Below are 25,293 nucleotides of genomic sequence, written 5' to 3'. Positions count from 1 at the left end.
ATGCGGAAGGGTCGCACCTGGGACGGATCGGCATTCGGCGCCAGGCGGCGCGGATGGCGTTTCAAACCCGGCTTTCGCCATCACCTTTCCGAAAATACCCCACGGGGAGGTCTGGAGGGGTGTGAAACCCCTCCAGCGGCCGGACACAAGCGCCGATGCATCCGGGTGTCGCCCCCTAGCGCACCTTCAGCGTGGCCAGCCCGATCAGCGCCAGGATCAGCGAGATGATCCAGAAGCGGATGACGATCTGTGCCTCGCCCCAGCCCTTCTTCTCGAAGTGGTGGTGGATCGGCGCCATCAGGAACACCCGCTTGCCCGTGCGCTTGAAGTAGAGCACCTGGATGATGACCGACAGCGCCTCGACCACGAACAGGCCGCCGACGATGGCCAGCACGATTTCATGCTTGGTGCAAACCGCGATCGCCCCCAGCGCGCCGCCAAGCGCCAGCGATCCGGTGTCGCCCATGAACACCGCCGCGGGCGGGGCGTTATACCACAGGAAGCCAAGCCCCCCGCCGATCAGCGCCGAGCAGAAGATCAAGAGCTCGCCCGTGCCGGGCACGAAATGGACGCCCAGATAGCCGGTCAGCACCGCATTGCCGACGATATAGGCGATCGCCCCCAGCGTGCCGGCCGCGATCATCACCGGCATGATGGCAAGGCCGTCCAGCCCGTCGGTCAGGTTCACCGCATTGGCCGCGCCCACGATGACGATCATGCCAAAGGGCACGAACAGGATGCCCAGGTTGATCAGCGCATCTTTGAACACCGGCATGGCCAGCTGGCCCGACAGGGCCTCGGGGTGGAACCAGGCGGCGGCACCTGCGGCGATGGCCGAGACGACCAGCCCGATGCCAAAGCGGATGCGGCCCGAGACGCCCTTGGTGTTCATCTTGGTGACCTTGGCATAATCGTCGGCAAAGCCGATCAGGCCAAAGGCCAGCGTCACGCCCAGAACGATCCAGACATAAGGGTTGTCCAGCCGCGCCCAAAGCAGCGTGGACACCATCAGCGCCGACAGGATCAGCAAGCCCCCCATGGTGGGCGTACCGGCCTTGGAAAAATGGCTGGCCGGGCCGTCATCGCGGATCGGCTGGCCCTTTTTCTGCTTGCGGCGCAAGAAGTTGATCAGCGGGCGCCCGAAGATGAACCCGAACAGCAGCGCGGTAAAGAACGCCCCGCCTGCCCGGAAGGTGATGTAGCGGAACAGATTGAAGAGGTCGCCCCCTTCGGAGAACAGGGTAAGTCCGTACAGCATCAGCTACCTTCCGCGTCGTGGGTGCGCTGCCCCTGCCCCAGACGGCGCAGCGCGTCAACCACCGTCGAGACCTTGATGGATTTCGACCCCTTCACGAGCACGACATCGCCGGCATCGACCAGATGCGCGACGCGTTCGACCAGCGCGGGGGCCGCCTCGTGCCATTCGCCGCGCTTGGCCAGCGGCAGCTCTTCCCACAGGGCACGCGAGCGGGGACCGACGCAATGCACAAGGTCGATGGCCGCCATGGCCGGGTGATGGGCCACGGCGCGGTGCAGCGCGATTTCATCAGGGCCCAGTTCCAGCATGTCGCCCAGAATGGCGATGCGGCGGCCCTTTTCGATCCGGCCGATGCCATGGCGCGGCGTGGATTGCACGAAGAGATCAAGCCCGGCCGCAACCGACGCCGGATTGGCGTTGAACGCATCGTCGATCAGTTCGAAGTAGAGGTCCTCGTCCAGCGGATCGAGCGCGATGCGCTCACGCATGCCGCGGCCTTGCGGCGGGGTCCAGCGGCCCAGATCGGCTGCAGCGATCGCCGGATCGACGCCCAGCGCCACAGCCGCCGCCAGCGCCCCCAGCGCGTTCATGGCAAAGTGCCGCCCCGGGCTGGCGACCTTGAACAGCATCGCCCCGACCGGCGTTGCGGCGGTGGCCACGGTCACGTCATGCACCACGCGCGTCTCGGTCAGGTGCCAGTCGCAGCGGGCGCTGCCAAAGGTCACGATCCGGGCACCTGCGGCCTCGGCCGCCGCGATCAGGATGGGCGTCACCTCCAGATCGGCAGGCAGAACGGCGATGCCGCCTGGCTCCAGCCCGGCGCAGATCGAGGCCTTTTCGTGGGCGATCCCGTCGAGGGAGCCAAAGGCCTCAAGATGCGCGGGGGCCACGGTGGTGATCAGCGCGACATGGGGCCGGGCCATGCGGGACAGCGGCTCGATCTCGCCCGGGTGGTTCATGCCGATTTCCAGCACCGCGATGTCGGTATTGGCCGGCATCCGCGCCAGCGTCAGCGGCACGCCCCAATGGTTGTTGTAGCTGGCTTCGGCCACATGAACACGCCCCTGCCCGGCCAGCATGGCGCGCAGCATTTCCTTGGTCGAGGTCTTGCCGACCGATCCGGTGATCGCGACCACCCTGGCCGCGGTCCGGGCGCGGGCCGCACGGCCAAGCGCGCCCAGCCCCTCGAGCACATCGGGCACGACCAGCAGCGGGGCATCCTTTGCCACCCCGTCGGGAATGCGCGAGACCAGCGCGGCCCCTGCCCCCTTGGCCAGCGCCTGCGCAACGAAATCGTGCCCGTCCCGCGCGGCTTGCAGCGCGACGAACAGATCGCCCGGTTGCAGCGTTCGCGTGTCGATCGACACGCCGGTGACGGCCCAGTCACCATGGGCCTGCCCGCCAGTGGCGGCAGCAGCATCGGATGCGGTCCAGAGCGGGGTCATATCATGCCATCCAGTGCGGCCACGGCCACGCTGGCCTGTTCCGCATCGTCAAAGGGGTATTTCTGACCGGCGATTTCCTGTCCGGTCTCGTGGCCCTTGCCGGCGATCAGCAGCGCATCACCCGGCAGCAGCGCATCGACGCCGCGCAGGATCGCCTCGGCCCGGTCGCCAACCTCGGTTGCCTCGGGGCAGCCCAGCATGACGGCAGCGCGGATCAAGGCCGGATCCTCGCTGCGCGGGTTGTCGTCGGTGACAATGACCAGATCGGCGTTTTCCGCCGCAGCCGCGCCCATCAGCGGGCGTTTCGACGTATCGCGGTCGCCGCCTGCGCCCATCACGACGATGATCCGCCCCATGACATGCGGACGCAGCGCGCGCAGCGCCGTCGCCACGGCATCGGGGGTATGGGCGTAATCGACATAGACCGCCGCCCCGTTCTGGCGCGTGGCAACCAGCTGCATCCGCCCGCGCACCGTGGTCAGGCGCGGCAGCACGGCGAACACATCCTCGGGATCGGCGCCCGAGGCCATCGCAAGGCCCGCCGCAACGGCCACATTCGCCGCCTGAAACCCGCCGACCAGGTTGAGCCGCACCTGCCGCGGCTCGTCCAGCCAGGCAAAGCGCACCTCTTGCCCGGTGGCATCGAACCGCTGGGCCAGGATGCGCAGATCGGCGTCGGGGCTATAGCCGGTGGCCATGACGGGGCAGCCCCGGTCCTGTGCGATACCATACAGCTTCTGGCCATAGGCATCGTCGATATTGATGACTGCCGCCGCCTCTTCGGGCAGAAGGCGGGTGAAGAGCCCGGCCTTGGCGGTGAAATACTCCTCCATCGAATGATGGTAGTCGAGGTGATCTTGCGTGAGGTTGGTGAACCCCGCCGCCGTCAGGCGCACGCCGTCCAGCCGGCGCTGATCCAGCCCGTGGCTCGAGGCTTCCATCGCGGCATGGGTGATGCCGGCATCCGCAGCTTCGGCCAGCATCCGGTGCAGGGTGATCGGCTCGGGCGTGGTCTGGCCGGCGGCGGCAGCCCAGTCGCCTTCGACCCCGGTGGTGCCGATGTTGATCGCCGGAAAGCCAAGCGCCTGCCAGATCTGGCGGGTGAAGGTCGCAACCGAGGTCTTGCCATTGGTGCCGGTGACCGCGACCATGATGTCGGGCTGGGCGCCGAACCACAGCGCGGCGGCCAGGGCCAGCGCCTCGCGCGGGTCTTCGGCGACGACCAGTGCGGCATCGCTGGTGGCCAGCGACTCGGCGGCCATGCGCGCGCCTGCCGGATCGGTCAGGATCGCCGCCGCCCCCATGCGCAGGGCATAGGGGATGAATTCGCCCCCATGCACCCGGCTGCCAGGCAAGGCCGCGAACAGATGACCCGGCTTGACCTGCCGGCTGTCGACCGCAAGGCCGGTGATGCGCGCATCCCGCCCGCCCCGCGCCGACAATCCAAGTTCCGCAAGGCTTCGACCCGAAACACCCATTTCCGCCCCCTGCGCACTGCGCCCTAGTTGCGCACGGTAGTTACCTTGGTCGGGGTATGGGCTTCAACCTCTGCCGGACGCAGACCCAGCAGCGGGGCGATGCGCCGGACGATTTCCGCCGTTACCGGCACGGCGGTCCAGCCGGCCGTGCGCCGCGCCTCGGTGCCCGACGTCTCGACCGGCTCGTCCAGCGAGACGATGATGACATAGCGCGGATCGTTCATCGGGAAGGCACCGGCGAAGTTCGCCATCACCTTGTCCTTCCAGTAGCCGCCCGTGGGTTTTTGCTTGTCGGCGGTGCCGGTCTTGCCGCCAATGTAATAGCCGGGCACCTCGGCCATCTTGGCAGTGCCCTTTTCCACGACCTTGCGCAGCATGGTGCGCACCTGGGCCGAGGTCTGTTCCGAGATCACCGGCTCGCCGCGCGGGGGGGCGCTGTCACGCTTGATCAGGGTGGGGGTCACCTTGTAGCCGCCGTTCACCATGGCCGCATAGCCTGCCGCCAGCTGCATCGGGCTGGTCGACATGCCGTGGCCATAGGAAATCGTCGCCGAGGCGATGTCGGACCATTTGCGCGGCAGCAGGGGCCGGGCGCGCGGCGCCTCGATCAGCTCGACCGGCGAGGGGTCCAGCAGGCCCAGCTCCTTGAGGAATGCCTGCTGGCGCACCGGCCCGATCTGCGAGACCACGCGCGCGGTGCCGACGTTCGAGGATTTGACGATCACATCGGTCACCGACAGCTGCGGGCCGTAATTCTTGTAGTCGCGCACCTTGAAGCGCCCCAGCTGCATCGGGCTGTTCGAGGGCACCATGGTGTCGGGCGTGACCAGCCCAAGTTCCAGCGCCTGCGCCACGGGGAAGATCTTCATCACCGAGCCCAGCTCATAGACCCCTTGCAGCGCGCGGTTGAAGATCGGGCTGTCGGCCGGATCCCCTTCGGTGGGTGGCGGCGGGCGGTCGTTGGGGTCGAAATCGGGCAGGCTGACCATGGCCAGCACCTCGCCGGTCTGGGCATCCATCAGGATCGAGGCCGCGCCGCGCGCGTTCAGCAGCTTCATCCCCGAATGCAGCACCTCGGCGATGGCGGCCTGAACGGGCAGGTCGATCGACAGCTGCAACGGCTTGTCCAGCTGGTCGGGGTCGCGCAGCCGCTCGTCCATGGCCTTCTCGATGCCGGCCACACCGATCACCTCGGCCGAATGCACGCCTTCCTCGCCAAAGCTGGCGCCGCCCAGAAGATGGGCGGCCAGCTTGCCGTTGGGGTAAAGCCGCATCTCGCGCGGGCCGAACAAAAGGCCCGGCTCGCCGATGTCATGGACCGCCTGCACCTGTTCGGGGCTGAGCTTCTTGCGCAGCCACAGGAAGGCCGAGCCGCCGGTGAACTGGCGCAGCAGCTTTTCCTCGGACATGTCGGGGAAAATCCGTGCCAGCTCGCGCGCGGCGCGCGCCGGGTCCACCATGTCGCGCGGATGCGAATAGAGCGCATGGGTGACAAGGTTCGTGGCCAGCACATTGCCGTTGCGATCGACGATATCGGCGCGCTGCGCCTGAATGCGGCTGGCCGATGCGATGGTGCGCGGCTCTTCGGGTTCGGCGCCGGCCAGCGCGGCCATGCGGATGCCGATTGTCAGAAAGGCCGCACAGAACCCCATGACCAGCAGCAGAAGCCGGCTTTCCGCCCGCGCGCGCGACTTGTCGCGCATTGCCTCGTGCCGGTCGCGGATGTTCTCGGCCTCGATGGCATCGGGATTCTCGCCCCGCGCGCGGGCATCAAGAATCCTGGCCAGCGGACGCAGCGGGGTGCGGGGGCTCATGGCAGCAGATCCTCGTCTTCTGCGGACACACTTGCAACGCCGTCCAGCCCGCCGGTCAGCTCGGCCGGGGCGGGTTCGGGCAACTGGCGGGTTTCGGCGAATTGTTCGGGCAGCATCGGCAGCAGCCCCAGCCGGTCGAAATTCGCCGCCGCCAGTTCGGCCAGACGGTCGGGGCGGTTCAGATAGGCCCATTCGGCGCGCTGGACCGTGATCGCCTCTTGCAGGCGGCTGATCTCGGACCCAAGGCGCGAGGCTTCGCGCAGCGCCTCTTTGGTGGCGTAATTCTCGCGGTAGGCCCAGAAGCCCGAGGCCAGCATGAACAGGAAGGACAGGATCACGATTGCAGAGCGCATGGCCTATCGTCCTTTGCGGCGGGTGGCAGGCAGGCGCGGCGCGCCCAGGGCGGCCGGATCGACCGGCCCGGCCGGCGCATCGGTGCGCCGCCCGATGCGCAGCAGCGCCGAACGCGCGCGCGGGTTGGCGGCAAGTTCATCCTCGTCCGGACCGACAGGCTTGCGGGTCAGCGTGACGAACCGCGCGGGCGTTGCCGCGATGCCCGGGCCATGGCGGTTGCCATGCCCCGCATCCCCGGAGCGATCCGCGAAGAAGCGCTTGACGATGCGGTCTTCCAGCGAATGAAAGCTGACCACGGCCAAAAGCCCGCCAGGCTTCAACGCCCGCTCGGCTGCGGCAAGCCCTTCGACCAGCTGGTCGAATTCCGAATTCACCGCGATGCGCAGCGCCTGGAAGCTGCGGGTCGCCGGATGGCTTTGCCCCGGCTTGGGGCGCGGCAGACAGGCGGCGACGATTTCGGCCAGCTGGCCGGTGGTCTCTATCCGGCCCTTGCCGCGCGCCTGAACGATGGCCCGGGCGATCCGGCGCGAGGCGCGTTCCTCGCCATAGTGATACAGGATGTCGGCCAGAACGCCTTCATCCGCCTCGTTGACCAGATCGGCGGCGCTGTCGCCGGTATCGCCCATCCGCATGTCCAGCGGCCCGTCGCGCAGGAAGGAAAAGCCGCGCTCGGGCTGGTCCAGCTGCATGGACGACACGCCCAGATCCAGCACCACACCATCCAGCGGCGCGCCCGCATGCTGGTCAAGTTCGGAAAAGGTGCCCTCGACCAGCCGCAGCCGCTCGCCATAGGCGCCGCGCCAGCTTTCGGCCATCGCCAGCGCCGTCGGGTCGCGGTCAACCCCGATCACCACATCGGCGCCGGCCTCCAGCAGCCCGCGCGCATAGCCGCCGGCGCCAAAGGTGCCATCCAGCCAGACACCCCGGATGGGGGCGCACAGCCGCAGGATCGGGGCCAGAAGGACGGGGATATGGGGCTGCTCGCTCATGCGGCCCTGCCCTGCCATGTCATTGCCTTGCCCAAGGGGTCAGCCCTCCGGGTTGGGGGGCAGCAGTTTGAGAATATTGCCGCCACCTGCCATGCGCGCCTTGACCGCGGCCAGCTTGCGCTGACGCTCGGCCTCGAATTCCTCGGGCGTCCACATGCGGAACAGATCGAGCGCCCCGGCGCACACCGCCTCGCCCCCGTCGCGCGGCAGACCCATGTGGTCGCGCAGACGCTGCGCCAGGATCGTGCGGCCGTCGGCATCGACCTCGACCACCTCGGAGCCCGAGACCAGGAACAGCTCGAGGATCTCGCGCTCGTCCGAGCCTTCGGGCAGCTGGGCCACCCGCGACAGGATCTTGTCGAACGCCTTGATGGTGTAGATTTCCAGACATTTCCGGCTGGGATCGCCATAGACGACGCGCATCCGCAAACGCTTGGTATCGGGATCATAGGCAGGGTCGCCCTCGGCCAGCACGGCGCGGAAATCAGCCGGGATGGACACGCGCCCCTTCCCGTCAACCCGCTGCGTGATCGTGCCCGAGAAGTGCACGCCTGCGCCCTTTCGTCCCTCTGGCCCCGTTTCGGGGGGCTTGAATGACAACGGCGGATCGGGCTGCTGCCACTGCCCGATCCGCCGCCCTCTGTCCCGTTTCCGGGTTGACCGGCCGAGCTGCTACCTGGGGGGGTGTCTGCTCGCACGCTTGGCCGGATTCTGGTCCGTCTTTTGTTTTTGTCCGGGGGAGAGCCTGTGAAACCTGCCTCAAGGTTCGGGGTCTGTTTTTGTCGCCCCTTGTCTTCACTGCTCCCCGTTTCCGGTTAGACAATGATTGCCACGAGGCTTCGGGTCCGACAAGGACTTTTTTGGACCTGCATGGAATCCTATGGGACAACCTGGGCCCAACCGAGGCGTCCGCCCACCCGAAAAGTCAGATTCCTAGCGAATGACACCCAGGGTATCCACTATATATAGACCAACACCTGCCCTGCAAAAAAGTTCCACAAAGTTCCGGGCGGCTCCGCCGGTGATGCCGGCCGTCGCGTCACACGCTGCGGATACTGGATCAAATCAAGAACATACAGTCAAGGAACGTCCGAATCACCGCCAAACACATCCGCTTGATTCGGATGCATGGGGGCAGGTTCCATCCAGAGCCCGTCTTGGGCCGGAAAATCCCGCCCGGATTCCATGAAGTCCCAGTCGCCCTGGCGGGTCGGTTCCATGCCGTCCCGGCCGGACCGATCCGCAAGGTCCATGCGGTCCCGGTGGGGACCGCATGGCGGTTCCATATCGTCCCGCTCAGGCGACGCCTTCGGCCACCAGACGGGCGGCGATGCGGGCATAGGCCTCGGCGATCGGGCCATCGCCAGCCGCAACCGGCGTTCCGGCATCGCCCGCAAGGCGCACGTCCAGGCTGATCGGGATCTCGCCCAGGAAAGGCAGGCCCATCGCCGCGGCTTCGGCCGCCACGCCGCCATGGCCGAAGATATGCGCCTCGTGCCCGCAGTTGGGGCAGACATACATCGACATGTTCTCGATCAGGCCCAGAACCGGCGTCTTGAGCATTTCGAACATCTTCAGCGCCTTGCGCGCATCCAGCAGCGCCACATCCTGCGGGGTCGACACCACCACCGCCCCCGTCACCGGATAGCGCTGGCACAGCGTCAGCTGCACATCGCCCGTGCCCGGCGGCAGATCGACGATCAGCACATCCAGATCGCCCCAGGCCACCTGCCCCAGCATCTGCTGCAAGGCGCCCATCAGCATCGGGCCGCGCCAGACCACGGCATCACCTTCCTTCAGCATCAGCCCGATGGACATCAAGGTCACCCCATGGGCCTTGAGCGGGATGATCGTCTTGCCATCCGGGCTGGCCGGGCGCTGGTTCACCCCCATCATGCGCGGCTGGCTGGGGCCATAGATGTCGGCATCCAGCAGCCCGACCCGCCGCCCTTGCCGCGCCAGGGCCACCGCAAGGTTCGACGAGACGGTCGATTTCCCGACGCCCCCCTTGCCCGAGCCAACCGCCAGAATGCGCGCAACGCCCGGCACCGGCTGCGGCCCCGCGGGCTGCGGCGTCGGATGGCCACCGATCTTCAGGCTGGGCGGGGCCTTGGTCGCGGTCGGCGCGGTCATCACCACCGACACTTGCGTAACGCCCGGCATGGCGCGCAGCCGCGCCTCGGCCTCGGCCTGCACGGGGGCCAGGGCGCGGGCTTCCTCGGGGCCGGATACTTCAAGCACAAAACGAATCTCTGAGCCGGAAATGGTCAGCGCCCGGACCAGATCGCGCGAGACAAGATTGCCCCCACCAGGCAGGGCGACACTTGACAGCACCCGCAACACATCTTCACGCACGACTGACATTCACAACCTCCGATTGCATCGCTGACGATTTTCGCCGGGTTTTCCCGCGCAAAGGTCGTCCTGAAGTCGATCAAGAGCAAGGCATGTTCGTCAAATGCTTGGATTTTACGCCATATGCCCATCGGTCGACCTCATGTGACCCAAGGGCAGCCATGCAAATGCTGCAAGGCAGCAATGTTGACCTATGGGATTGTGCAGTCGCAGCATTTGCCCCAGATTGTCTTCAACAGGAACGGCACAGACGCCGCTTCCCAGATGAAACGAACCGGACGACTGACATGGCATACGCATCTACCTCCGCCCATCATGTGAAAGCCGCAAGCGGTTTCGCGGGCAAGGGCCTGATCGCCAGCTTCCGCGAAGCTCTGGCCCGCCATCGGGTCTACAAGCAGACCCTGGCCGAACTTCATGGCCTGACCGGCCGCGAACTGGCTGACCTGGGCATCAGCCGGTCGATGATCACCCGCGTGGCGCTGGAAGCCGCCTACGGCAAGTCGGTGAAATGAGTTAGCGCCGAAGCCCCACCTCCTCCCGGGGCAACGGCACGGCGGCGATCTATCCTCCCTCGGATCGCCGCATCAATACCGGGCCAGATGGCCCAGGAAATGCGACGGGCCCCTCCTCCTCCCTGGGCCTATCGTCATCGGCGGTGACCCCCTCCTCCTCCCTGGGGTCGCCGCCACAAGTTTCGGGGTGCCAAGGCGCCCCAAGGTATACGACGGGCCCCTCCTCCTCCCTGGGCCTGCGTTACCAGCGGCGGCCCCCTCCTCCTCCCTGGGGTCGCCGCGCCATTCCCGGCGCCCTGGCGCCCAACAGTTGCGAAAGGCCCTCTCCTCCTCCCTGGGCCAATCGTTGTCGGCGGCAGTCCCCTCCTCCTCCCTGGGACTGCCGCCTTTTTGTTTTCAGGCATGCGAAAAGACAGGCTGCCGCCTGGTTCATCTGTCTGCAAATATCCCGGGGGGCCGGTGCGGCACGCACCGGGTGGGGGGCAGCGCCCCCCATGCGACAGCACATAAACGGGTCAGCCGGCCTCGGTGCGCCCGCGCCGGTCATGGCGCAACAGCGCATAAAGCACATGGTTGCGCCAGCGCCCGCCAATCTGCAGATAGGCTTGGGCGACGCCCTCATATTTGAAGCCGCATTTCTCCAGCGCCCCGCGGCTTGCGGCATTTTCAGGCAGGCAGGCCGCTTCGATCCGGCTCAGATCCAGCTGGCCAAAGGCGTGGTGGCACAGCCCCTCGATCGCCTCGCGCATATAGCCGTTGCGGGCATAGGGCTGACCGATCCAGTAGCCGATCGTGCCCGCCTGCGCCGGGCCACGGCGGATATGATCCAGCGTGATCGCCCCGATCAGCGCCCGATCCGCCCGCCGGATCAGGAACAGCGGCAGGGCCGAGCCATCAGCCTCGACCCGGGCGGCCCAAGCCACCCGGCCGGTAAAGGCCCGGCGGCTCAGGTGATCGGGGGACCAGGCCGGCTCCCATGGTGTCAGGAAGGCGGCCGAGGCCTCGCGCAGGCCGGCCCAGGCACGGTAATCGGAATGCTGCGGCAGACGCAGCGTCAGGCGCGGCGTCTCGATCACCGTTCGGCGCCGCAGCCCCAGCATCAGGCAACCAGACGTTCGCGCAAGGCACCAGCCTCGGGCGCGCCCTCGGCCGGACCATAGACGGCCATCGCCATCTGGGCATCGCTGACCATGCGTGCCGCATAGCCCTTGACCCGATCCAGCGTCACCGCGTCGATATCGGCGACCATTTCGGCCATGTCGGGGATGCGGCCGAACAGCGCCAACATGCGCGCCATGTGCTGGGTGCGGGCAAACGGCCCTTCCAGCCCCATCAGCAGACCGGCGCGGCGCTGTGCGCGGGCGCGGGCCACCTCGGTCTCGGTCATGTCCTCGGCCGAGCGTTTCAGCTCGTCCATGGTCATGCGGCACAGATCGCCGACCTGATCCTCGCCGGTGCCGGCATACACGGTGATCAGGCCGACATCCTCATGCGCGCTGGACTGGGCATCGACCGTATAGCACATGCCATGTTCCTCGCGCAGCTTCTGGAACAGGCGGCTCGACATGCCGCCGCCCATGATGCCGGCATAGGTATGGGCGACGTGCAGATCGGGCGAATGCCAGCCTTCGGCCCGGAACGCCAGCGCAAGGTGGACCTGTTCCAGATCCTCGATCGCGCGGCGCTCTCCGGTGGCAAAGCGGGCGGGTTCAAAGCGGCTGACCTCTTGCGTCGCCAGCCCGCCGAACAGCGCGCGCGCCTGGGTCACGATGGCATCGTGATCGACCGCCCCGGCCGCAGCCAGGATCATCTGCGCCGGCTGGTAATGCCGCCCGACAAAGCGGCGCAGATCAGCGGCGTCAAATCCCGAGACCCTGTCCGAGGTGCCAAGGATCGACCGCCCCATCGGTTGCCCCGGGAAAGCCGCCTCTTGCAGCCATTCAAAGATCACGTCGTCGGGCGTATCCAGCATCTGCCCGATTTCTTGCAAGATCACCCCCCGCTCAACCTCGATCTCGCGCGGCTCGAAGGCGGGGTTCATCACGATATCGGCGATCACGTCCAGCGCCAGCGGCACATCGGCCTTCAGCACCCGCGAATAATAGGCGGTGCTTTCGTTCGACGTATAGGCGTTGAGATAGCCGCCCACGTCTTCGATCTCGGATGCGATCTGCAAGGCGCTGCGCCGCGCGGTGCCCTTGAAGGCCATGTGTTCAAGGAAATGCGCGATGCCGTTTTCCGCCTCGGCCTCGTGCCGGGCGCCAACGTTGACCCAAAGCCCGATGGCGGCGGTTTCCAGCCGCGGCATCGGATCGGTGGCAATGCGCAACCCGTTCGGCAGCGTCTCGACGCGGATCATGCGCGGCCCGTCCGTTCCAGGATCAACGATTCGAGCGCGGCCAGATCGTTCGGCACCCGGGTCACCCGTTCCTCGCGGTCGAACAGATCGGCCATGCGGGGCGGCAGGCCCGGCCGCAGGCCAGTTGCCTGTTCCACCGCATCAGGGAATTTCGCCGGATGCGCGGTGGCCAGCGTGATCATCGGAACCGTGCCCAGATGATCCTCGGCCACATGCACGCCCACGGCGGAATGCGGGCAGATCAGCTCGGCCGATTGGGCCAGCACCCGGGCAATGGTCGCCTGCGTCTCTTCTTCAGAGCAGCGGCCCGAGGCGAAGGTCGCGCGCAAATCCTCCAGCGCGCCTTGCGGGATGCGGAAATTGCCGGTCGTCTTCAGATCGTCCATCAGCTTGGCCACCGTCGCCCCGTCGCGCCCCAGCGCCTCGAACAGCGCGCGTTCGAAATTGGACGAGACCTGAATGTCCATCGACGGCGAGATCGAGGGCTTGACCCCGTTCGTCGCATAATCCCCGCTGCGCAGCGCGCGGTCCAGAATGTCGTTCTGGTTGGTGGCGATCACCAGTTTCTCGATCGGCAGGCCCATCTTCTGCGCGATGAAACCTGCAAAGATGTCGCCGAAATTCCCGGTCGGCACGGCAAAGCTGACCTTGCGGTGCGGCGCGCCCAGGCTGACGGCGGCGGTGAAGTAATAGACCACCTGCGCCAGAACCCGCGCCCAGTTGATGCTGTTGACCCCGGCCAGCCCCACCGAATCGCGGAACTCGAAGTGGTTGAACATGTCCTTGAGCCGGGCCTGGCAATCATCGAAATCGCCATCCAGCGCCAGCGCGTGGACATTGGATTCAGATGGCGTCGTCATCTGGCGCCGCTGCACCTCGGACACCCGGCCATGCGGGAACAGGATGAAGACATCGACGTTCGACAGGCCGCGGAAGGCCTCGATCGCCGCAGATCCGGTATCGCCGCTGGTGGCGCCCACGATGGTGATGCGCTTGCCCGATTTCGCCAGCGCCGCCTGCATCATCTGACCGATGAGCTGCATGGCAAAGTCCTTGAAAGCCAGCGTCGGCCCGTGGAACAGCTCCAGAAGGAAATGGTTCGGCGCCAGCTGCTTGATCGGCGCGCGGGCAATGTGGCCGAAACCGGCATAGGCCTTGGCGATCAGGCCCTTGAATTCATCGTCGGTGAAGGTATCGCCAATGAAGGGGCGCATGACACGAAAGGCCACCTCCTCATAGGTCAGCCCTGCCATGGCGGCGATGTCGTCTGCGCCGAGCACCGGAATGCTGGCCGGCAGATAGAGGCCCCCATCGCGTGCAAGGCCGGTCATCATGGCCTCGCCAAAGGTCAGCTCGGGCGCCGCGCCGCGGGTGGAAACGTATTTCATCGGATGCTCCTCAAGCAGCGGAACGGCGCATACGCCAGATCAAAAGCCCTGTCATCCCCGCCCAGACGATGGCCAGCAGGAACCAGGTGATTGCATAGTGCAGGTGATCGTTCGGAATGCCGGCGGTATCGACCGGCATCGGGTCGATCCCCGCGATGACCGGCTCGCGGGCAACGATCAGGGTTTCTTCGGTCCCCAGCACCACGGACATCTGCGCCACGTCGCGCGCAAACCACAGGTTGCGCGTCAGATCGGGCGCGGGGGTGAAACCGTCGGTTTCCTCGGGGGTGTGCAGGTTGCCGGTGACCGTGACATGGCCCGTGACCTCGGGCACCGGGGCGCCTTCGGCGATGAAGCCCAGATCGACCAGCACGCGCCGCCCGTCATCGGTATCCAGCACCGAGACGATGCGATAGCCCGGACCGACCTGCTTGCGGCTGACCAGCACGCGCAGCCGGTTGCCCGACAGCTCGCCCGTCGCGGTGACGGGCTGATAGGCGGTGCCCGCCCCTTCGGGCGGCAACGGCACCGGGGCGGCGGCGATCCGCGCCTCGATGTCGGCCAGAATGCCCTGCTTCCAGCTCAGGCGCTGCACCTGCCACGTCCCCAGCCCGATCAGGATGCCACAGCCCACAAGGCCGAGAAGAAGCGGAAAGATCAGGCGGCGGAACATCGGTAGGCGGTCCCTTGCAAACGGCAACGCGGGCCTTGCGGCCCGCGTCTTGTGACTCTGTCATGCGGCGGGGGCAAGCCCCAGTTGGCCCTTACTGGCCCCAGACATAGACGGCAGCGAACAGGAACAGCCAGACCACATCGACGAAGTGCCAGTACCAGGCGGCGGCTTCGAAGCCGACATGCTGTTCCTGGGTGAACTGGCCCTTCATGGCGCGGATCATGCAGACCAGCAGGAAGATGGTACCCACGAAGACGTGGAAGCCATGGAACCCGGTCGCCATGAAGAAGTTGGCGCCATAGATGTTGCCCGCAAAGCCAAAGGCCGCGTGGCTGTATTCATAAGCCTGCAGGATGGTGAAGAACACACCCAGCACGACCGCCAGCGCGAGGCCATTGATCATGTCCTTGCGGTTGTTGTCATGCGCCAGCGCGTGGTGCGCCCAGGTGCAGGCCGCGCCCGAGCACAGCAGGATCAGCGTGTTGATCAGCGGCAGGTGCCAGGGGTCGAAGGTTTCGATCCCCGCCGGCGGCCAGACGCCATCTTTGATCGGCGACATCGGCCCCATCGGATACAGGGCGTGCTTGAAGAAGCTCCAGAACCATGCCGCGAAGAACATCACCTCGGACATGATGAACAGGATGAAGCCATAGCGCAGGCCGATGCGCACCACGGGGGTGTGATCGCCCTCTTCGGCCTCTTTCACCATTTCCGACCACCAGGCGAACATGGTGTACAGAACGGCGAGCAGGCCGATGGCGAACATCCACGGCCCTTTGCTGTGCATCCACAGCACGGCGCCGAACAGCATCACGAAGGCGCCGATGGCCGCGATGAAGGGCAGGCTCGAAGGCTTCAGGATATGGAAGTCATGGTTCTTTGCATGAGCCATTGCGCGGTTCCCTCGTTTGCGTCAGTTGGCCACCGGCGCCGGGGTCTGCGGTTCTGTGGCCGCATGTTCCTCGGGCAGGTCTGTGGTATGGAAAGTATAGGACAGCGTGATCTCGCGCAGGTATTTGGCCTCGCGGTCGTTCACGATTTCCGGGTCGACAAAGAAGGTGACGGGCATCATCACCCGCTCGCCCGGTTGCAGCACCTGCTGGGTAAAGCAGAAGCAGTCGATCTTGGTGAAATAGCCGCCCGCCTGATCGGGGGTGACATTGTAGCTGGCGGTCCCGGCGATCACGCGATCGGTCGGGTTATACGCCTCGTAGAAGGCCAGCCCCACCTCGCCGATGCGCACGGTCATCGAGCGCTGCGCCGGTTTGAAGTGCCAGGGCATCCCGGCCTCGAGCGAGGCATCGAAGCGGATGTGCATCGTGCGCTCGAGGATCTTCTCGGGCGCCTGCGTCGCCTCGGCCGTGGTGCCGCCAAAGCCGGTCACGCGGCAGAACCAGTCATAGAACGGCACCGCCGCAAAGGACAGCGAGGCCATCACGACGGCCACGCCGGCAAGTTGCCCTGCGGTCTTGAGGCGCGGGCTCATTTGCGGGCCTTTTCGGCAAGTTCCGGGCGGATCGTATGATCGAAGGCGCGCATCGGATCGCCATTGGTGACCTTCACGACCGTCAGGCCGAAGACGATCATCACGAAGGCCAGCAGCGTCACGCCAAGACCGACATTGCGGCCAAAGCGGCGGCGGTGAAGTTCGTGATCAGGACGGAACGCCATGTTACCAGCCCCCCAGGCCATAGGATTTCAGGGCAGCCTCGGCCAGGAAGGCCGAGAAATGCAGGAATAGATACGCCAGCGAGAAGCGGAAGAAGCGCTTTTCCACCGCATAGCCATCGGCAATCGCGGTCTCTTCGCTGCGGCGCCAGATCCGGGCGGCGCCGATCAGGAACCACACGTTCAGCACCACGGCCACCGCCAGCGTCAGCGGCCCGCCGATCCCGGTCAGCGCAGCCCCGACGGCCACGGGCACCAGCGCGACGGTATAGCCCAGGATATGCGCCCGCGTCGCCTTGCGGCCATGGGTCACGGTCAGCATCGGCACGCCCGCATCGTCATAGTCCGACCGCATGAACAGCGCGAGCGCCCAGAAATGCGGCGGCGTCCAGGCAAAGATCAGCGCGAACATCATCACGCTTTCGATGCTGATCCCGCCGGTTGCACAGGCCCAGCCGATCATGGGCGGGAAAGCCCCGGCCGCGCCACCGATCACGATGTTCTGCGGCGTCGAGCGTTTCAGCCAGACGGTATAGACCACGGCATAGAAGAAGATGGTAAAGGCCAGGAACAGCGCGGCGAACCAGTTCGACGCCAGCCCCAGCATGACCACCGAAAAGCCCGACAGCGCAAGACCCACGGCCAGCGCCTCGCCCTCGGTCACGCGGCCGGACGGAACCGGGCGGTTCGCGGTGCGCTTCATGATGCGGTCAATGTCGGCATCATACCACATGTTCAGCGCGCCCGAGGCACCGCCGCCAAGCGCGATGAACAGGATGCAGGTCGCTGCCACGAACGGGTGCATCGGCACCGGGGCGACAACCAGACCGACAAAGGCGGTGAACACCACCAGCGACATGACCCGCGGCTTCAGCAGGGCGACATAGTCGCCAAAGCCCGCCTCGTTCGGGGCGGAACCAGAAATGTCAGAGGCGTTGATGTCGGTCATGTCCAGTCCTTCGGTGGGGCCGCGTCAGCCGCGGCCCTGCCTTGTCGTCAGTCGGCCGCAGCCACCTTCACCGGAAGCGGGGTGCCGGCATATTCGGCGATCGCGCCTTTCAGCCATTCCTCATAGGCGGCTTCCGACACGACCTTGACGGTGATCGGCATGTAGGCATGGGCGATGCCGCACAGCTCCGAGCACTGACCGAAGTAGATGCCTTCCTTGTCGGCCTTGAACCACAGCTGGGCCAGGCGACCCGGAACGCCATCTTGCTTCACGCCAAAGGCGGGCATGGCCCAGGAATGGATCACGTCGGCTGCCGTGACCTGCACCACGATGGTCTTGCCGACCGGCACGACCATGGCGGTATCGGTGGCCAGCAGGAATTCCTCCTTGCTGTAGCCGGCCTCGACCAGCTGCGCCTCGACCTCGGGGGTCAGGCGGTTGTCGCCACCGGTCGCGGGCGAGCCGATCATGTAGCTGTCGAACTCGAACTCCTGGTCCGGATATTCATAGGTCCAGTACCACTGCTTGCCGGTCGCCTTGATGGTGATGTCGGCGGTCGGGATTTCCTGCTGCTTGAACAGCACCGGCAGCGAGAAGGCCCCGATCACGATCAGGATGATGATCGGGATCACGGTCCAGGCGACTTCCAGCGGCGAGTTGTGCGTGAAGGTCGAGGGGTTGGGATTGGCGCGCCGGTTGTGACGCACGATCACCGCAAGGATCAGCAGCGTGACGAAGATCACGATGGCGGTGATGATATAAAGGATGAAGTGATCCAGCCATTGCAGATCATGCGCCAGCTCGGTCGAGGCCGGCTGAAAGCCCATTGCCCCTTGCGTCGGGCGGCCGATCAGCGGCAGTTTTTCCTGCGCGGTGGCGGCAGTGGCGGCAAGCGCGGCAGCTGCCGCGGTCAGGCTGGCCGAAAGAGAGGTGGCAAAGCGCATGTCTGTATCCCGTGCGGTTCCCGTTCGTGGCGCGGCGTTGACCGCCGCCTGTATTCGGCCCCCTGCCACGATAAGCGGCAGAATCCCGTTGTTCCTGCCTGTGGTGAAACCATATTGTGCGCGGACGGACAAGCGAAACGTGCGACAATATCGCCCGCTTGATCTGGATCAAAGACGTGCTGCAACGCAGAAAGGTGCCCCATGGCCGACGACAGTTTCCGCCCCTTCGAGACCCGGCTGGACGAGGTCGAGGCGCTGAGCGTCCTGCGCGGGGCGCTGGACGGCGCCGAAGATGGCGAGCTGTTCCTGGAGCGCCGGCGATCGGAATCGCTGGTTCTGGACGATGGCCGCATCCGCCAGGCCAGCTATGACGCGACCGAGGGCTTTGGCCTGCGCGCCGTGAACGGCGAGGTCGCGGGATATGCCCATTCCACCGATATCTCCTTGTCAGCGCTGCGGCGGGCGGCCGAAACCGCGCGCCTTGCGGTCGGGGATGGCGGCGGTGTGATGGCCCCCCCGCCCCCCGGCACCAATCGGCATCTCTATGCGGCAACCGACCCGCTGGCGGGGTCCAGCTTTGCCCTGCGGCTCGACACGCTGCGCGAGATCGACGCCTTTGCCCGCGACCTTGACCCGCGGGTCGTGCAGGTGACGGCCAGCCTTGCGGCCTCGTTGCAAGAGGTCGAGATCCTGCGCCCCGAGGGTATCCGCCTGCGCGACATCCGCCCGATGGCGCGACTTAATGTCGCGGTGATCCTCGATCACGATGGCCGGCGCGAAAGCGGCAGCGCAGGCGGCGGCGGGCGCATCTCGCTTGATGGGTTGATGGCGCGCGAGCACTGGGAAGGCGTCGTGCGCGAGGCGCTGCGCATCGCCCGCGTCAACCTGACCGCCGTCGCGGCCCCCGCCGGCCCGATGGAGGTTGTGGTCGGCCCCGGCTGGCCCGGCGTTCTGCTGCACGAGGCCGTGGGCCATGGGCTTGAAGGCGATTTCAACCGCAAGGGCGTGTCGGCCTTTTCGGGCCGCATGGGCCAGCAGGTTGCAGCCCGCGGCGTGACGGTGGTGGATGATGGCACGATCCCCGATCGCCGCGGCTCGATCACCATCGACGACGAGGGCACGCCTTCGGCCCGCAATGTGCTGATCGAGGATGGCATTCTGGTCGGCTACATGCAGGACCGCCAGAACGGGCGCCTGATGGGGGCGGGGTCCACCGGCAACGGGCGGCGCGAAAGCCACGCCCATATCCCGATGCCGCGCATGACCACCACCTTCATGCTGCCCGGCACCGACGATCCGGCGGCGATTCTGGCCGACCTGAAGGACGGGATCTATGCCGTGGGCTTTGGCGGCGGTCAGGTGGACATCACCAACGGCAAGTTCGTCTTCAACTGCACCGAGGCCTATCGCGTGCGCAATGGCGTCGTGGGCGAGGCTCTGAAGGGCGCCACGCTGATCGGCGATGGCCCGAACGCCATGGGCCAGATCCGCGCCATCGGCAACGATCTGCAACTGGATCCGGGCATCGGCAATTGCGGCAAGGCCGGCCAATGGGTGCCCGTGGGCCTTGGCCAACCGACGCTGATGCTGGGCGGGCTGACGGTGGGCGGATCGGCGGCATGACGCTCTGGCGGTCCGGTCCGGCCCCAGCCCCCGGGGCCTGGCTGCTGGCCGGGTTGATCGGCTGGGTCTGGAGCGTGCCCTTTGGCCTTTTGCTATGGCTGGTCGCGGTGGGGCTGGGCAGGCTGGTGCCAGAACTGGCGCTGATGCCGATGGCCGCCGCGCTGTTCCTGCTGTTCGCCCCCGCGTTTTCCTGGGTCGGGCTGCTGATCGCGCTGCCCATGGCGGTGGGCGCGGCCCGGCGCGGGCTGTTCGGCCCCGGCAGCGCCGCGCTGATCGGGGCCGTGGCCGGCGGCTTGGCCGCCTGGGCGCTTGGCGGCACCAGCGAAGTGATGACGGCGGTCTTCGGCGTCATCACCCTGCTGATCGTCCGCGCCGTGCTGACACGCGCCGCCCGCTGAAGAATCTTTGCGGCCCCGGTTTTGCTTTACGGCCTGTTAACCAATGGCGGTGCAGTGTGGCCTCGCGGATGAGATGAGGTTGCGATGGAATACGGTTTGTTTTCTTCCAACACACCCTTCACCCCACCCACCACGGAAGACGACAGATTGTCGTGGCTCCGTCTCATCCGCTCCCGTCGGGTTGGACCGACGACATTTCACCGGCTGATGGCCGAACATGGCTCGGCCAAGGCGGCGCTGGCCGCCCTGCCCGACATCGCCCGCGCCGCCGGCATCACCAACTACGAGCCCTGCCCCGAGCGCGTGGCGGCCGCAGAAATGGCCGCCGCACGCAAGGCGCGGATGCGGATGCTGTGCCATGGCACGCCCGATTATCCGGCCGCCCTTGCAGACCTTCCCGATGCCCCCCCGGTTCTGTGGCTGCGCGGCGATCCTTGCTGGCTGTTTGCCCCGATGGTCGCGCTGGTCGGGGCGCGCAATGCCTCCAGCCTTGGGCAGCGCATGGCCGCGCGTCTGGCCAAGGGCCTGGGCGAGGCTGGCATCACCGTGGTCTCGGGTCTTGCCCGGGGCATCGACGCCGCCGCGCATCAGGCGGCGCTGCCAACCGGCACGGTCGCGGTTCTGGCGGGCGGGGCCGATGTGGTCTATCCGCCCGAACATGCCGATCTGGCGGCGCGGCTTGCCGGCGAAGGCGCCATCGTGTCGGAACAGCCCCCGGGGCTGGAGCCGCAGGCCCGCCACTTTCCGGCCCGCAACCGCATCATCTCGGGCCTGTCGCTGGGGGTCGTTGTGGTCGAGGCTGCAGAACGCTCGGGCAGCCTGATCACCGCCCGCAACGCGCTGGATCAGGGCCGCGAGGTGATGGCGGTCCCAGGTCACCCGGCCGATGCCCGCGCGGCCGGGTGCAACCTGCTGATCCGCGATGGCTGCACCCTGATCCGCAGCCACGACGACGTGATCGAGGCGCTTGGCACCCAGCTGGCCCGCGCGGCCGAACTGCGCCGCCCCCCGCCAGACCCCGAACGCCCCGCCGCCAGCCGCCTTGCGCAGTCGGCCCGCGCCCTTGCCAGCCGCGCCGCTGCCAGCGTGATCGCCCCGGCCAGTGCCAGCCTGTCGGCCCGCGCGCTGGCCGCCATTCCCACGGGGCCGCCACCACGCCCGCAGGGCGAAATTCGCAACCTGCACCAGACGATCCTTGACCGGCTGGGCACCGCGCCGCTGGCCGAAGACCAGCTGATCCGCGATCTGGCCTTGCCCGCCGCCCGTGTGGCGCCCGAACTTCTGTCACTGGAACTCGATGGCCGGATCGAGCGGCGCCCCGGCGGGCTGCTCAGCCGCACGGGGTAAGCGGTTGCCGGGGCCCCAGGACCAGGCCGCACCCGTGGCGCAGGCCCAAGGGCCACCCGCAGCCATGGCCCCCTTGCCGGCCAGGGCGGCGACAGGACAGGTTGCATGATGGCCCAAACTGCCTTGGCCCGGCCTTGACAAACGGCCGCCACCCGGACCTGTCATCCCCAATCACCGCCGCCCCGGCGGGCAGGGACTCTGGCCCCGCCCCGTCGCGAAACGCCCCCCGCAAGCCGCCCGAACCTGCCCCTTGCGCCAGCCGCTCACACAGCCTTCCTTGACAACCCCTGCCCCGCTCCCTCATTTACCCGGGCCACCGTGAGGGTCGGCAAAGGAAGCATCCATGGCAGTCGTCGTCGTCGAATCCCCGGCCAAGGCCAAGACCATCAACAAATATCTCGGCTCGGGCTATACGGTCCTCGCCTCGTATGGTCATGTCCGCGACCTGCCGCCCAAGGATGGCTCGGTCGATCCCGAACACGATTTCGAGATGAAATGGGAAGTCGCCGCCGACAGCAAGAAGCACATCAAGGCGATTGCCGAGGCGCTCAAGACCGATGACGAACTGATCCTGGCCACCGACCCTGACCGCGAGGGCGAGGCGATCAGCTGGCACCTGCAACAGGCCCTGGCCCCCAGCCTGAAAAAGGGCAAGAAGGTCAGCCGCGTCGCCTTCAACGCGATCACCAAGCCCGCGATCCAGGCCGCAATGGCCAAACCGCGCGAGGTGGATACCGCCCTGGTCGAGGCTTATCTGGCCCGCCGCGCCCTGGATTATCTGGTCGGCTTCACCCTCTCGCCCGTGCTGTGGCGCAAGCTGCCTGGCGCCCGGTCCGCGGGCCGCGTGCAATCGGTCGTCCTGCGCCTGGTGGTCGAGCGCGAGATGGAGATCGAGGCCTTCACCGCCCGCGAATACTGGACGATCACCGCCACGATGACCACGCCGCGCGGGCAGGACATCACCGCCCGCCTGACCGTGCTGGGCGGCAAGAAGCTGGACAAGTTCGACATTGCCACAGCCGAGGCAGCAGAGCTGGCGGTCTCGGCCATCCAGAAACGCGACTTCACCGCGAAGTCGGTCGAATCAAAGCCCGCAACGCGCAACCCCTTTCCGCCCTTCATGACCTCGACCCTGCAGCAAGAGGCCAGCCGCAAGTTCGGCATGGGCTCCAAGGCGACGATGGCAGCCGCGCAGCGGCTTTATGAGGCTGGCCACATCACCTATATGCGGACCGACGGCATCGACATGGCGCCCGAGGCGGTGATGGCCGCCCGCGATACCATCAAGGCGGTCTTTGGCGCCGCCTATGTCCCCGACAGCCCGCGCATGTACAAGAACAAGGCCAAGAACGCGCAAGAGGCCCATGAATGCATCCGGCCGACCGAGATGTCGGCCAGCCCCGACAAGCTGCGCATCGCCGATACCGATCAGCGCCGGCTCTATGACCTGATCTGGAAGCGCACCATCGCCAGCCAGATGGCCGCCGCCCGGCTGGAACGCACAACGGTCGATTTCGCCAGCAACGACGGCCAGGTCGAACTGCGCGCCACCGGCCAGGTGGTGCAGTTCGACGGCTTTCTCAAGGTCTATGACGAGGGCCGCGACGACGAGGAAGACGAGGACAGCCGCCGCCTGCCCCAGGTGATGCAGGGCGAAAAGGCCGACAAGAGCGACGTGGCGCCCGAGCAGCATTTCACCCAGCCGCCGCCCCGCTACACCGAAGCCACGCTGATCAAGCGCATGGAAGAGCTGGGGATCGGCCGTCCCTCGACCTATACGTCCATCGTCACCACGATCCAGGACCGTGGCTATGTGCGCAAGGACAAGAACCGCCTGATCCCCGAAGATACCGGGCGGCTGGTGACGGCCTTCCTGACCAACTTCTTCCGCCGCTATGTGGAATATGATTTCACCGCCGACCTCGAGGAAGAGCTTGACGATGTCTCGGCCGGTCAGCGCGCCTATCGCGACGTGCTGGCGCGGTTCTGGCGCGACTTCTCGGCCGCCGTGGGCGAAACGGCGGATCTGCGCATCTCGGAAGTGCTGGAAAAGCTGGATGAATTCCTGGCGCCGCACCTTTATCCGCCGCGTGCCGACGGGTCGGATCCGCGCTCGTGTCCGGTCTGCGGCTCGGGCCGGCTGCATCTGAAGACCGCGCGTTCGGGCGGGGCCTTCATCGGCTGCGGCAATTACCCCGAATGCCGCTATACGCGCCCGATCTCGGTTGCGGCCGATGATCCGGCGGCCGCGCTCGATGGCAAGGTGCTGGGCGAACTTGACGGCGTCGAGGTGACGTTGCGCAACGGCCGCTTCGGCCCCTATGTGCAAAAGGGCGAGGCGACCGAGGCAACCCCCAAACCGCCCCGCGCCAGCCTGCCCAAGGGCTGGGCGCCGGACGCGCTCACCTTCGAGCGGGCGGTCGAGCTGCTCTCGCTGCCGCGCCAGATCGGCGCCCACCCCGAGGACGGCGCCCCGGTCGAGGCTGCGATCGGCCGCTTTGGCCCCTATGTGAAGCACAACAGCACCTATGCGAACCTGCCCGATGTCGAAGAGGTGTTCACCATCGGCATGAACCGCGCCGTCGAGGTTCTGGCGCAAAAGGCCGCCCGCGGCGGACGCCCGGCCAGCGCCGCAACCGAACCCTTGCGCACGCTGGGCGATCACCCCGATGGCGGGCCGATCCAGGTCATGGCGGGCCGCTATGGGCCCTATGTCAAATGGGCCAAGGTCAATGCGACCCTGCCCCGCGACATGACGCCTGAGGCAGTGACGCTGGAACAGGCGCTGGACCTGATCGCGGCCAAGGCCAGCAAAGGCGGCAAGGGCACCAAGGCGAAAACAGCCAAGCCGAAGGCCGAAAAACCCAAGACCGACAAGCCCAAGGCCGCTGCCAAGCCCAAGGCATCGGCATCAACGGCGGCAAAATCGGCGACCAAGACGACCAGGGCGAAGAAATCCGCAGCCGGCTGACCGGCTTCGGACCGAATTCCCACGCGACGCTGTCATTTCCAAGCGGGCGTCGCAACAGACGCTTTCCAGACGGGGCTTGCCCAGAACGGACAAAACGGCCCCGCCAGCCCTTCGCCCTGAGACATCACCTTCCCCAAATACCCCCGCCGGAGGCATCCGCCACCAACCACCCTGCGCGATACTGCCCTGCCGGGACCATCCGCCGCGCGGAACGCGCGGCCCGGCCCAAAGCCTTGCGGTGCCCTGAAAGGGCGGCGCAAGGGTGCGGGAGCGCGCCCTAGCGCGTCAGAACCGTGACGGTCGGCAGATCGGTCAGCCCCAGCCCCAGCGCGCGATAGGCGGCCAGCGACAATTGCGGCCCGCCCCCCGCCGCCGGCAGCAGGTCCACCTGCACCGTCGCGCCCGAGGCCAGCTTCACCACGCCGGGCCGCGCTCCGCTCACCAGCGAAGACCGCAACCAGAACCCCTGCTCGGCCGGATTGCCCAGACTGACCACCAGCTTGCCCAGCACCTGCCCCGTTGCCGGGGCCGCGCGGGCGGCGCGCTTGTCGGCCTCGCTCGTGGTGTCAAAAGCCGCGGCCGTCCGCGCCCCATTCGGCACAACCACCGCAGGCGCGGCATCAGGGCGGGCATGCGGCGCCATCGCCGGCGCGGCCGTATCAGACCAGCCGCCACCGCGCAGGCCGGCCAGCCGGTCGCAGGCGCCAAGCGCGGGGATGGCCACAAGGAACAGGGCAAGGGATCGCAAGGTCATGGGACTAGAAT

At 66.9% G+C, this 25,293-nt stretch carries 23 protein-coding genes; 5 read left to right on the top strand and 18 right to left on the bottom strand.

All coding sequences use genetic code 11. The annotated features are described in order from the left end of the window. Positions 1 to 175 precede the first annotated feature (175 nt). The 8 genes from mraY to G481_RS0104540 form a co-directional block, all read right to left on the bottom strand. Positions 176 to 1,258 (bottom strand): phospho-N-acetylmuramoyl-pentapeptide-transferase, encoded by a 1,083-nt coding sequence (gene mraY, locus G481_RS0104580; RefSeq protein WP_028028968.1) that lies wholly within the window; start codon positions 1,256 to 1,258, stop codon positions 176 to 178. After that, on the bottom strand, positions 1,258 to 2,703 hold the full coding sequence (locus tag G481_RS0104575; RefSeq protein ID WP_028028967.1) for a UDP-N-acetylmuramoyl-tripeptide--D-alanyl-D-alanine ligase: 1,446 nt from the start codon (positions 2,701 to 2,703) through the stop codon (positions 1,258 to 1,260). Before G481_RS0104575 ends, mraY begins: the two co-directional genes overlap by 1 nt. Continuing rightward, on the bottom strand, positions 2,700 to 4,181 hold the full coding sequence (locus G481_RS0104570) for a UDP-N-acetylmuramoyl-L-alanyl-D-glutamate--2,6-diaminopimelate ligase (RefSeq protein WP_028028966.1): 1,482 nt from the start codon (positions 4,179 to 4,181) through the stop codon (positions 2,700 to 2,702). Before G481_RS0104570 ends, G481_RS0104575 begins: the two co-directional genes overlap by 4 nt. 23 nt (positions 4,182 to 4,204) lie before the next feature. Continuing rightward, positions 4,205 to 5,995, bottom strand: coding sequence for a peptidoglycan D,D-transpeptidase FtsI family protein (locus tag G481_RS0104565; protein ID WP_028028965.1), 1,791 nt, complete (start codon positions 5,993 to 5,995; stop codon positions 4,205 to 4,207). After that, positions 5,992 to 6,348 (bottom strand): cell division protein FtsL, encoded by a 357-nt coding sequence (ftsL, locus tag G481_RS0104560; RefSeq protein ID WP_028028964.1) that lies wholly within the window; start codon positions 6,346 to 6,348, stop codon positions 5,992 to 5,994. The genes G481_RS0104565 and ftsL overlap by 4 nt, the downstream gene beginning before the upstream one ends. 3 nt (positions 6,349 to 6,351) lie before the next feature. Continuing rightward, positions 6,352 to 7,338, bottom strand: coding sequence for a 16S rRNA (cytosine(1402)-N(4))-methyltransferase RsmH (gene rsmH, locus G481_RS0104555; RefSeq protein WP_028028963.1), 987 nt, complete (start codon positions 7,336 to 7,338; stop codon positions 6,352 to 6,354). A gap of 39 nt (positions 7,339 to 7,377) precedes the next feature. Continuing rightward, positions 7,378 to 7,887 (bottom strand): division/cell wall cluster transcriptional repressor MraZ, encoded by a 510-nt coding sequence (locus tag G481_RS22835; protein ID WP_051294299.1) that lies wholly within the window; start codon positions 7,885 to 7,887, stop codon positions 7,378 to 7,380. Between the two features lie 747 nt (positions 7,888 to 8,634). Then, positions 8,635 to 9,702 (bottom strand): Mrp/NBP35 family ATP-binding protein, encoded by a 1,068-nt coding sequence (locus G481_RS0104540; RefSeq protein WP_028028962.1) that lies wholly within the window; start codon positions 9,700 to 9,702, stop codon positions 8,635 to 8,637. 278 nt (positions 9,703 to 9,980) lie between these two features. Between G481_RS0104540 and G481_RS0104535 the strand changes: the two genes are divergently transcribed. Continuing rightward, positions 9,981 to 10,208: a DUF1127 domain-containing protein gene (locus G481_RS0104535; protein WP_028028961.1), complete on the top strand. Its 228-nt coding sequence runs from the start codon at positions 9,981 to 9,983 to the stop codon at positions 10,206 to 10,208. A gap of 515 nt (positions 10,209 to 10,723) precedes the next feature. Here the strand turns inward: G481_RS0104535 and G481_RS0104530 are convergent. The 9 genes from G481_RS0104530 to coxB all read right to left on the bottom strand — a co-directional run bounded on the left by G481_RS0104530 (position 10,724) and on the right by coxB (position 18,189). Next, positions 10,724 to 11,308 carry a GNAT family N-acetyltransferase gene (locus G481_RS0104530; RefSeq protein WP_028028960.1) on the bottom strand — a complete coding sequence of 195 codons (585 nt, stop codon included), beginning with the start codon at positions 11,306 to 11,308 and terminating at the stop codon, positions 10,724 to 10,726. Next, positions 11,308 to 12,567 (bottom strand): M16 family metallopeptidase, encoded by a 1,260-nt coding sequence (locus tag G481_RS0104525; RefSeq protein ID WP_028028959.1) that lies wholly within the window; start codon positions 12,565 to 12,567, stop codon positions 11,308 to 11,310. The genes G481_RS0104530 and G481_RS0104525 overlap by 1 nt, the downstream gene beginning before the upstream one ends. Next, on the bottom strand, positions 12,564 to 13,955 hold the full coding sequence (gene thrC / locus G481_RS0104520) for a threonine synthase (protein ID WP_028028958.1): 1,392 nt from the start codon (positions 13,953 to 13,955) through the stop codon (positions 12,564 to 12,566). The genes G481_RS0104525 and thrC overlap by 4 nt, the downstream gene beginning before the upstream one ends. Before the next feature lie 10 nt (positions 13,956 to 13,965). After that, positions 13,966 to 14,628 carry an SURF1 family protein gene (locus G481_RS0104515; protein WP_028028957.1) on the bottom strand — a complete coding sequence of 221 codons (663 nt, stop codon included), beginning with the start codon at positions 14,626 to 14,628 and terminating at the stop codon, positions 13,966 to 13,968. A 91-nt stretch (positions 14,629 to 14,719) separates the two neighbouring features. Then, complete coding sequence (locus G481_RS0104510; protein ID WP_028028956.1) at positions 14,720 to 15,520, bottom strand: cytochrome c oxidase subunit 3; 801 nt, start codon at positions 15,518 to 15,520, stop codon at positions 14,720 to 14,722. 21 nt (positions 15,521 to 15,541) lie between these two features. Next, positions 15,542 to 16,114: a cytochrome c oxidase assembly protein gene (locus tag G481_RS0104505; protein ID WP_028028955.1), complete on the bottom strand. Its 573-nt coding sequence runs from the start codon at positions 16,112 to 16,114 to the stop codon at positions 15,542 to 15,544. Continuing rightward, on the bottom strand, positions 16,111 to 16,299 hold the full coding sequence (locus G481_RS0104500) for a hypothetical protein (RefSeq protein WP_028028954.1): 189 nt from the start codon (positions 16,297 to 16,299) through the stop codon (positions 16,111 to 16,113). The genes G481_RS0104505 and G481_RS0104500 overlap by 4 nt, the downstream gene beginning before the upstream one ends. A 1-nt stretch (position 16,300) precedes the next feature. Further along, the gene (cyoE, locus tag G481_RS0104495; RefSeq protein ID WP_028028953.1) at positions 16,301 to 17,245 is read right to left on the bottom strand and encodes a heme o synthase; all 945 of its coding nucleotides are present in this window, start codon (positions 17,243 to 17,245) and stop codon (positions 16,301 to 16,303) included. 47 nt (positions 17,246 to 17,292) lie between these two features. Further along, complete coding sequence (coxB, locus tag G481_RS22830) at positions 17,293 to 18,189, bottom strand: cytochrome c oxidase subunit II (protein WP_035025079.1); 897 nt, start codon at positions 18,187 to 18,189, stop codon at positions 17,293 to 17,295. 201 nt (positions 18,190 to 18,390) lie between these two features. On the opposite strand from coxB, the gene tldD reads away from it, so the two are divergent. The 4 genes from tldD to topA all read left to right on the top strand — a co-directional run bounded on the left by tldD (position 18,391) and on the right by topA (position 24,528). Beyond that, the gene (tldD, locus tag G481_RS0104485) at positions 18,391 to 19,812 is read left to right on the top strand and encodes a metalloprotease TldD (protein ID WP_028028952.1); all 1,422 of its coding nucleotides are present in this window, start codon (positions 18,391 to 18,393) and stop codon (positions 19,810 to 19,812) included. Next, a complete protein-coding gene (locus tag G481_RS0104480; RefSeq protein ID WP_028028951.1) occupies positions 19,809 to 20,210 on the top strand; it encodes a hypothetical protein in 402 nt (133 codons plus the stop codon). The genes tldD and G481_RS0104480 overlap by 4 nt, the downstream gene beginning before the upstream one ends. An 84-nt stretch (positions 20,211 to 20,294) precedes the next feature. After that, a complete protein-coding gene (dprA, locus tag G481_RS0104475) occupies positions 20,295 to 21,557 on the top strand; it encodes a DNA-processing protein DprA (RefSeq protein WP_051294298.1) in 1,263 nt (420 codons plus the stop codon). A gap of 343 nt (positions 21,558 to 21,900) precedes the next feature. Further along, positions 21,901 to 24,528, top strand: coding sequence for a type I DNA topoisomerase (topA, locus tag G481_RS0104470; RefSeq protein ID WP_028028949.1), 2,628 nt, complete (start codon positions 21,901 to 21,903; stop codon positions 24,526 to 24,528). A 277-nt stretch (positions 24,529 to 24,805) separates the two neighbouring features. Here topA and G481_RS0104465 read toward each other — a convergent pair whose 3' ends face one another. Beyond that, positions 24,806 to 25,282 (bottom strand): hypothetical protein, encoded by a 477-nt coding sequence (locus G481_RS0104465; protein ID WP_154664521.1) that lies wholly within the window; start codon positions 25,280 to 25,282, stop codon positions 24,806 to 24,808. Between the last annotated feature and the right edge of the window lie 11 nt (positions 25,283 to 25,293).

The sequence above is a fragment of the Gemmobacter nectariphilus DSM 15620 genome (assembly GCF_000429765.1).
GTDB classification, from domain to species: domain Bacteria; phylum Pseudomonadota; class Alphaproteobacteria; order Rhodobacterales; family Rhodobacteraceae; genus Wagnerdoeblera; species Wagnerdoeblera nectariphila.
The sequence above is the reverse complement of the archived record's forward strand: the minus strand, read 5'-3'. Positions and strand labels throughout refer to the sequence as shown.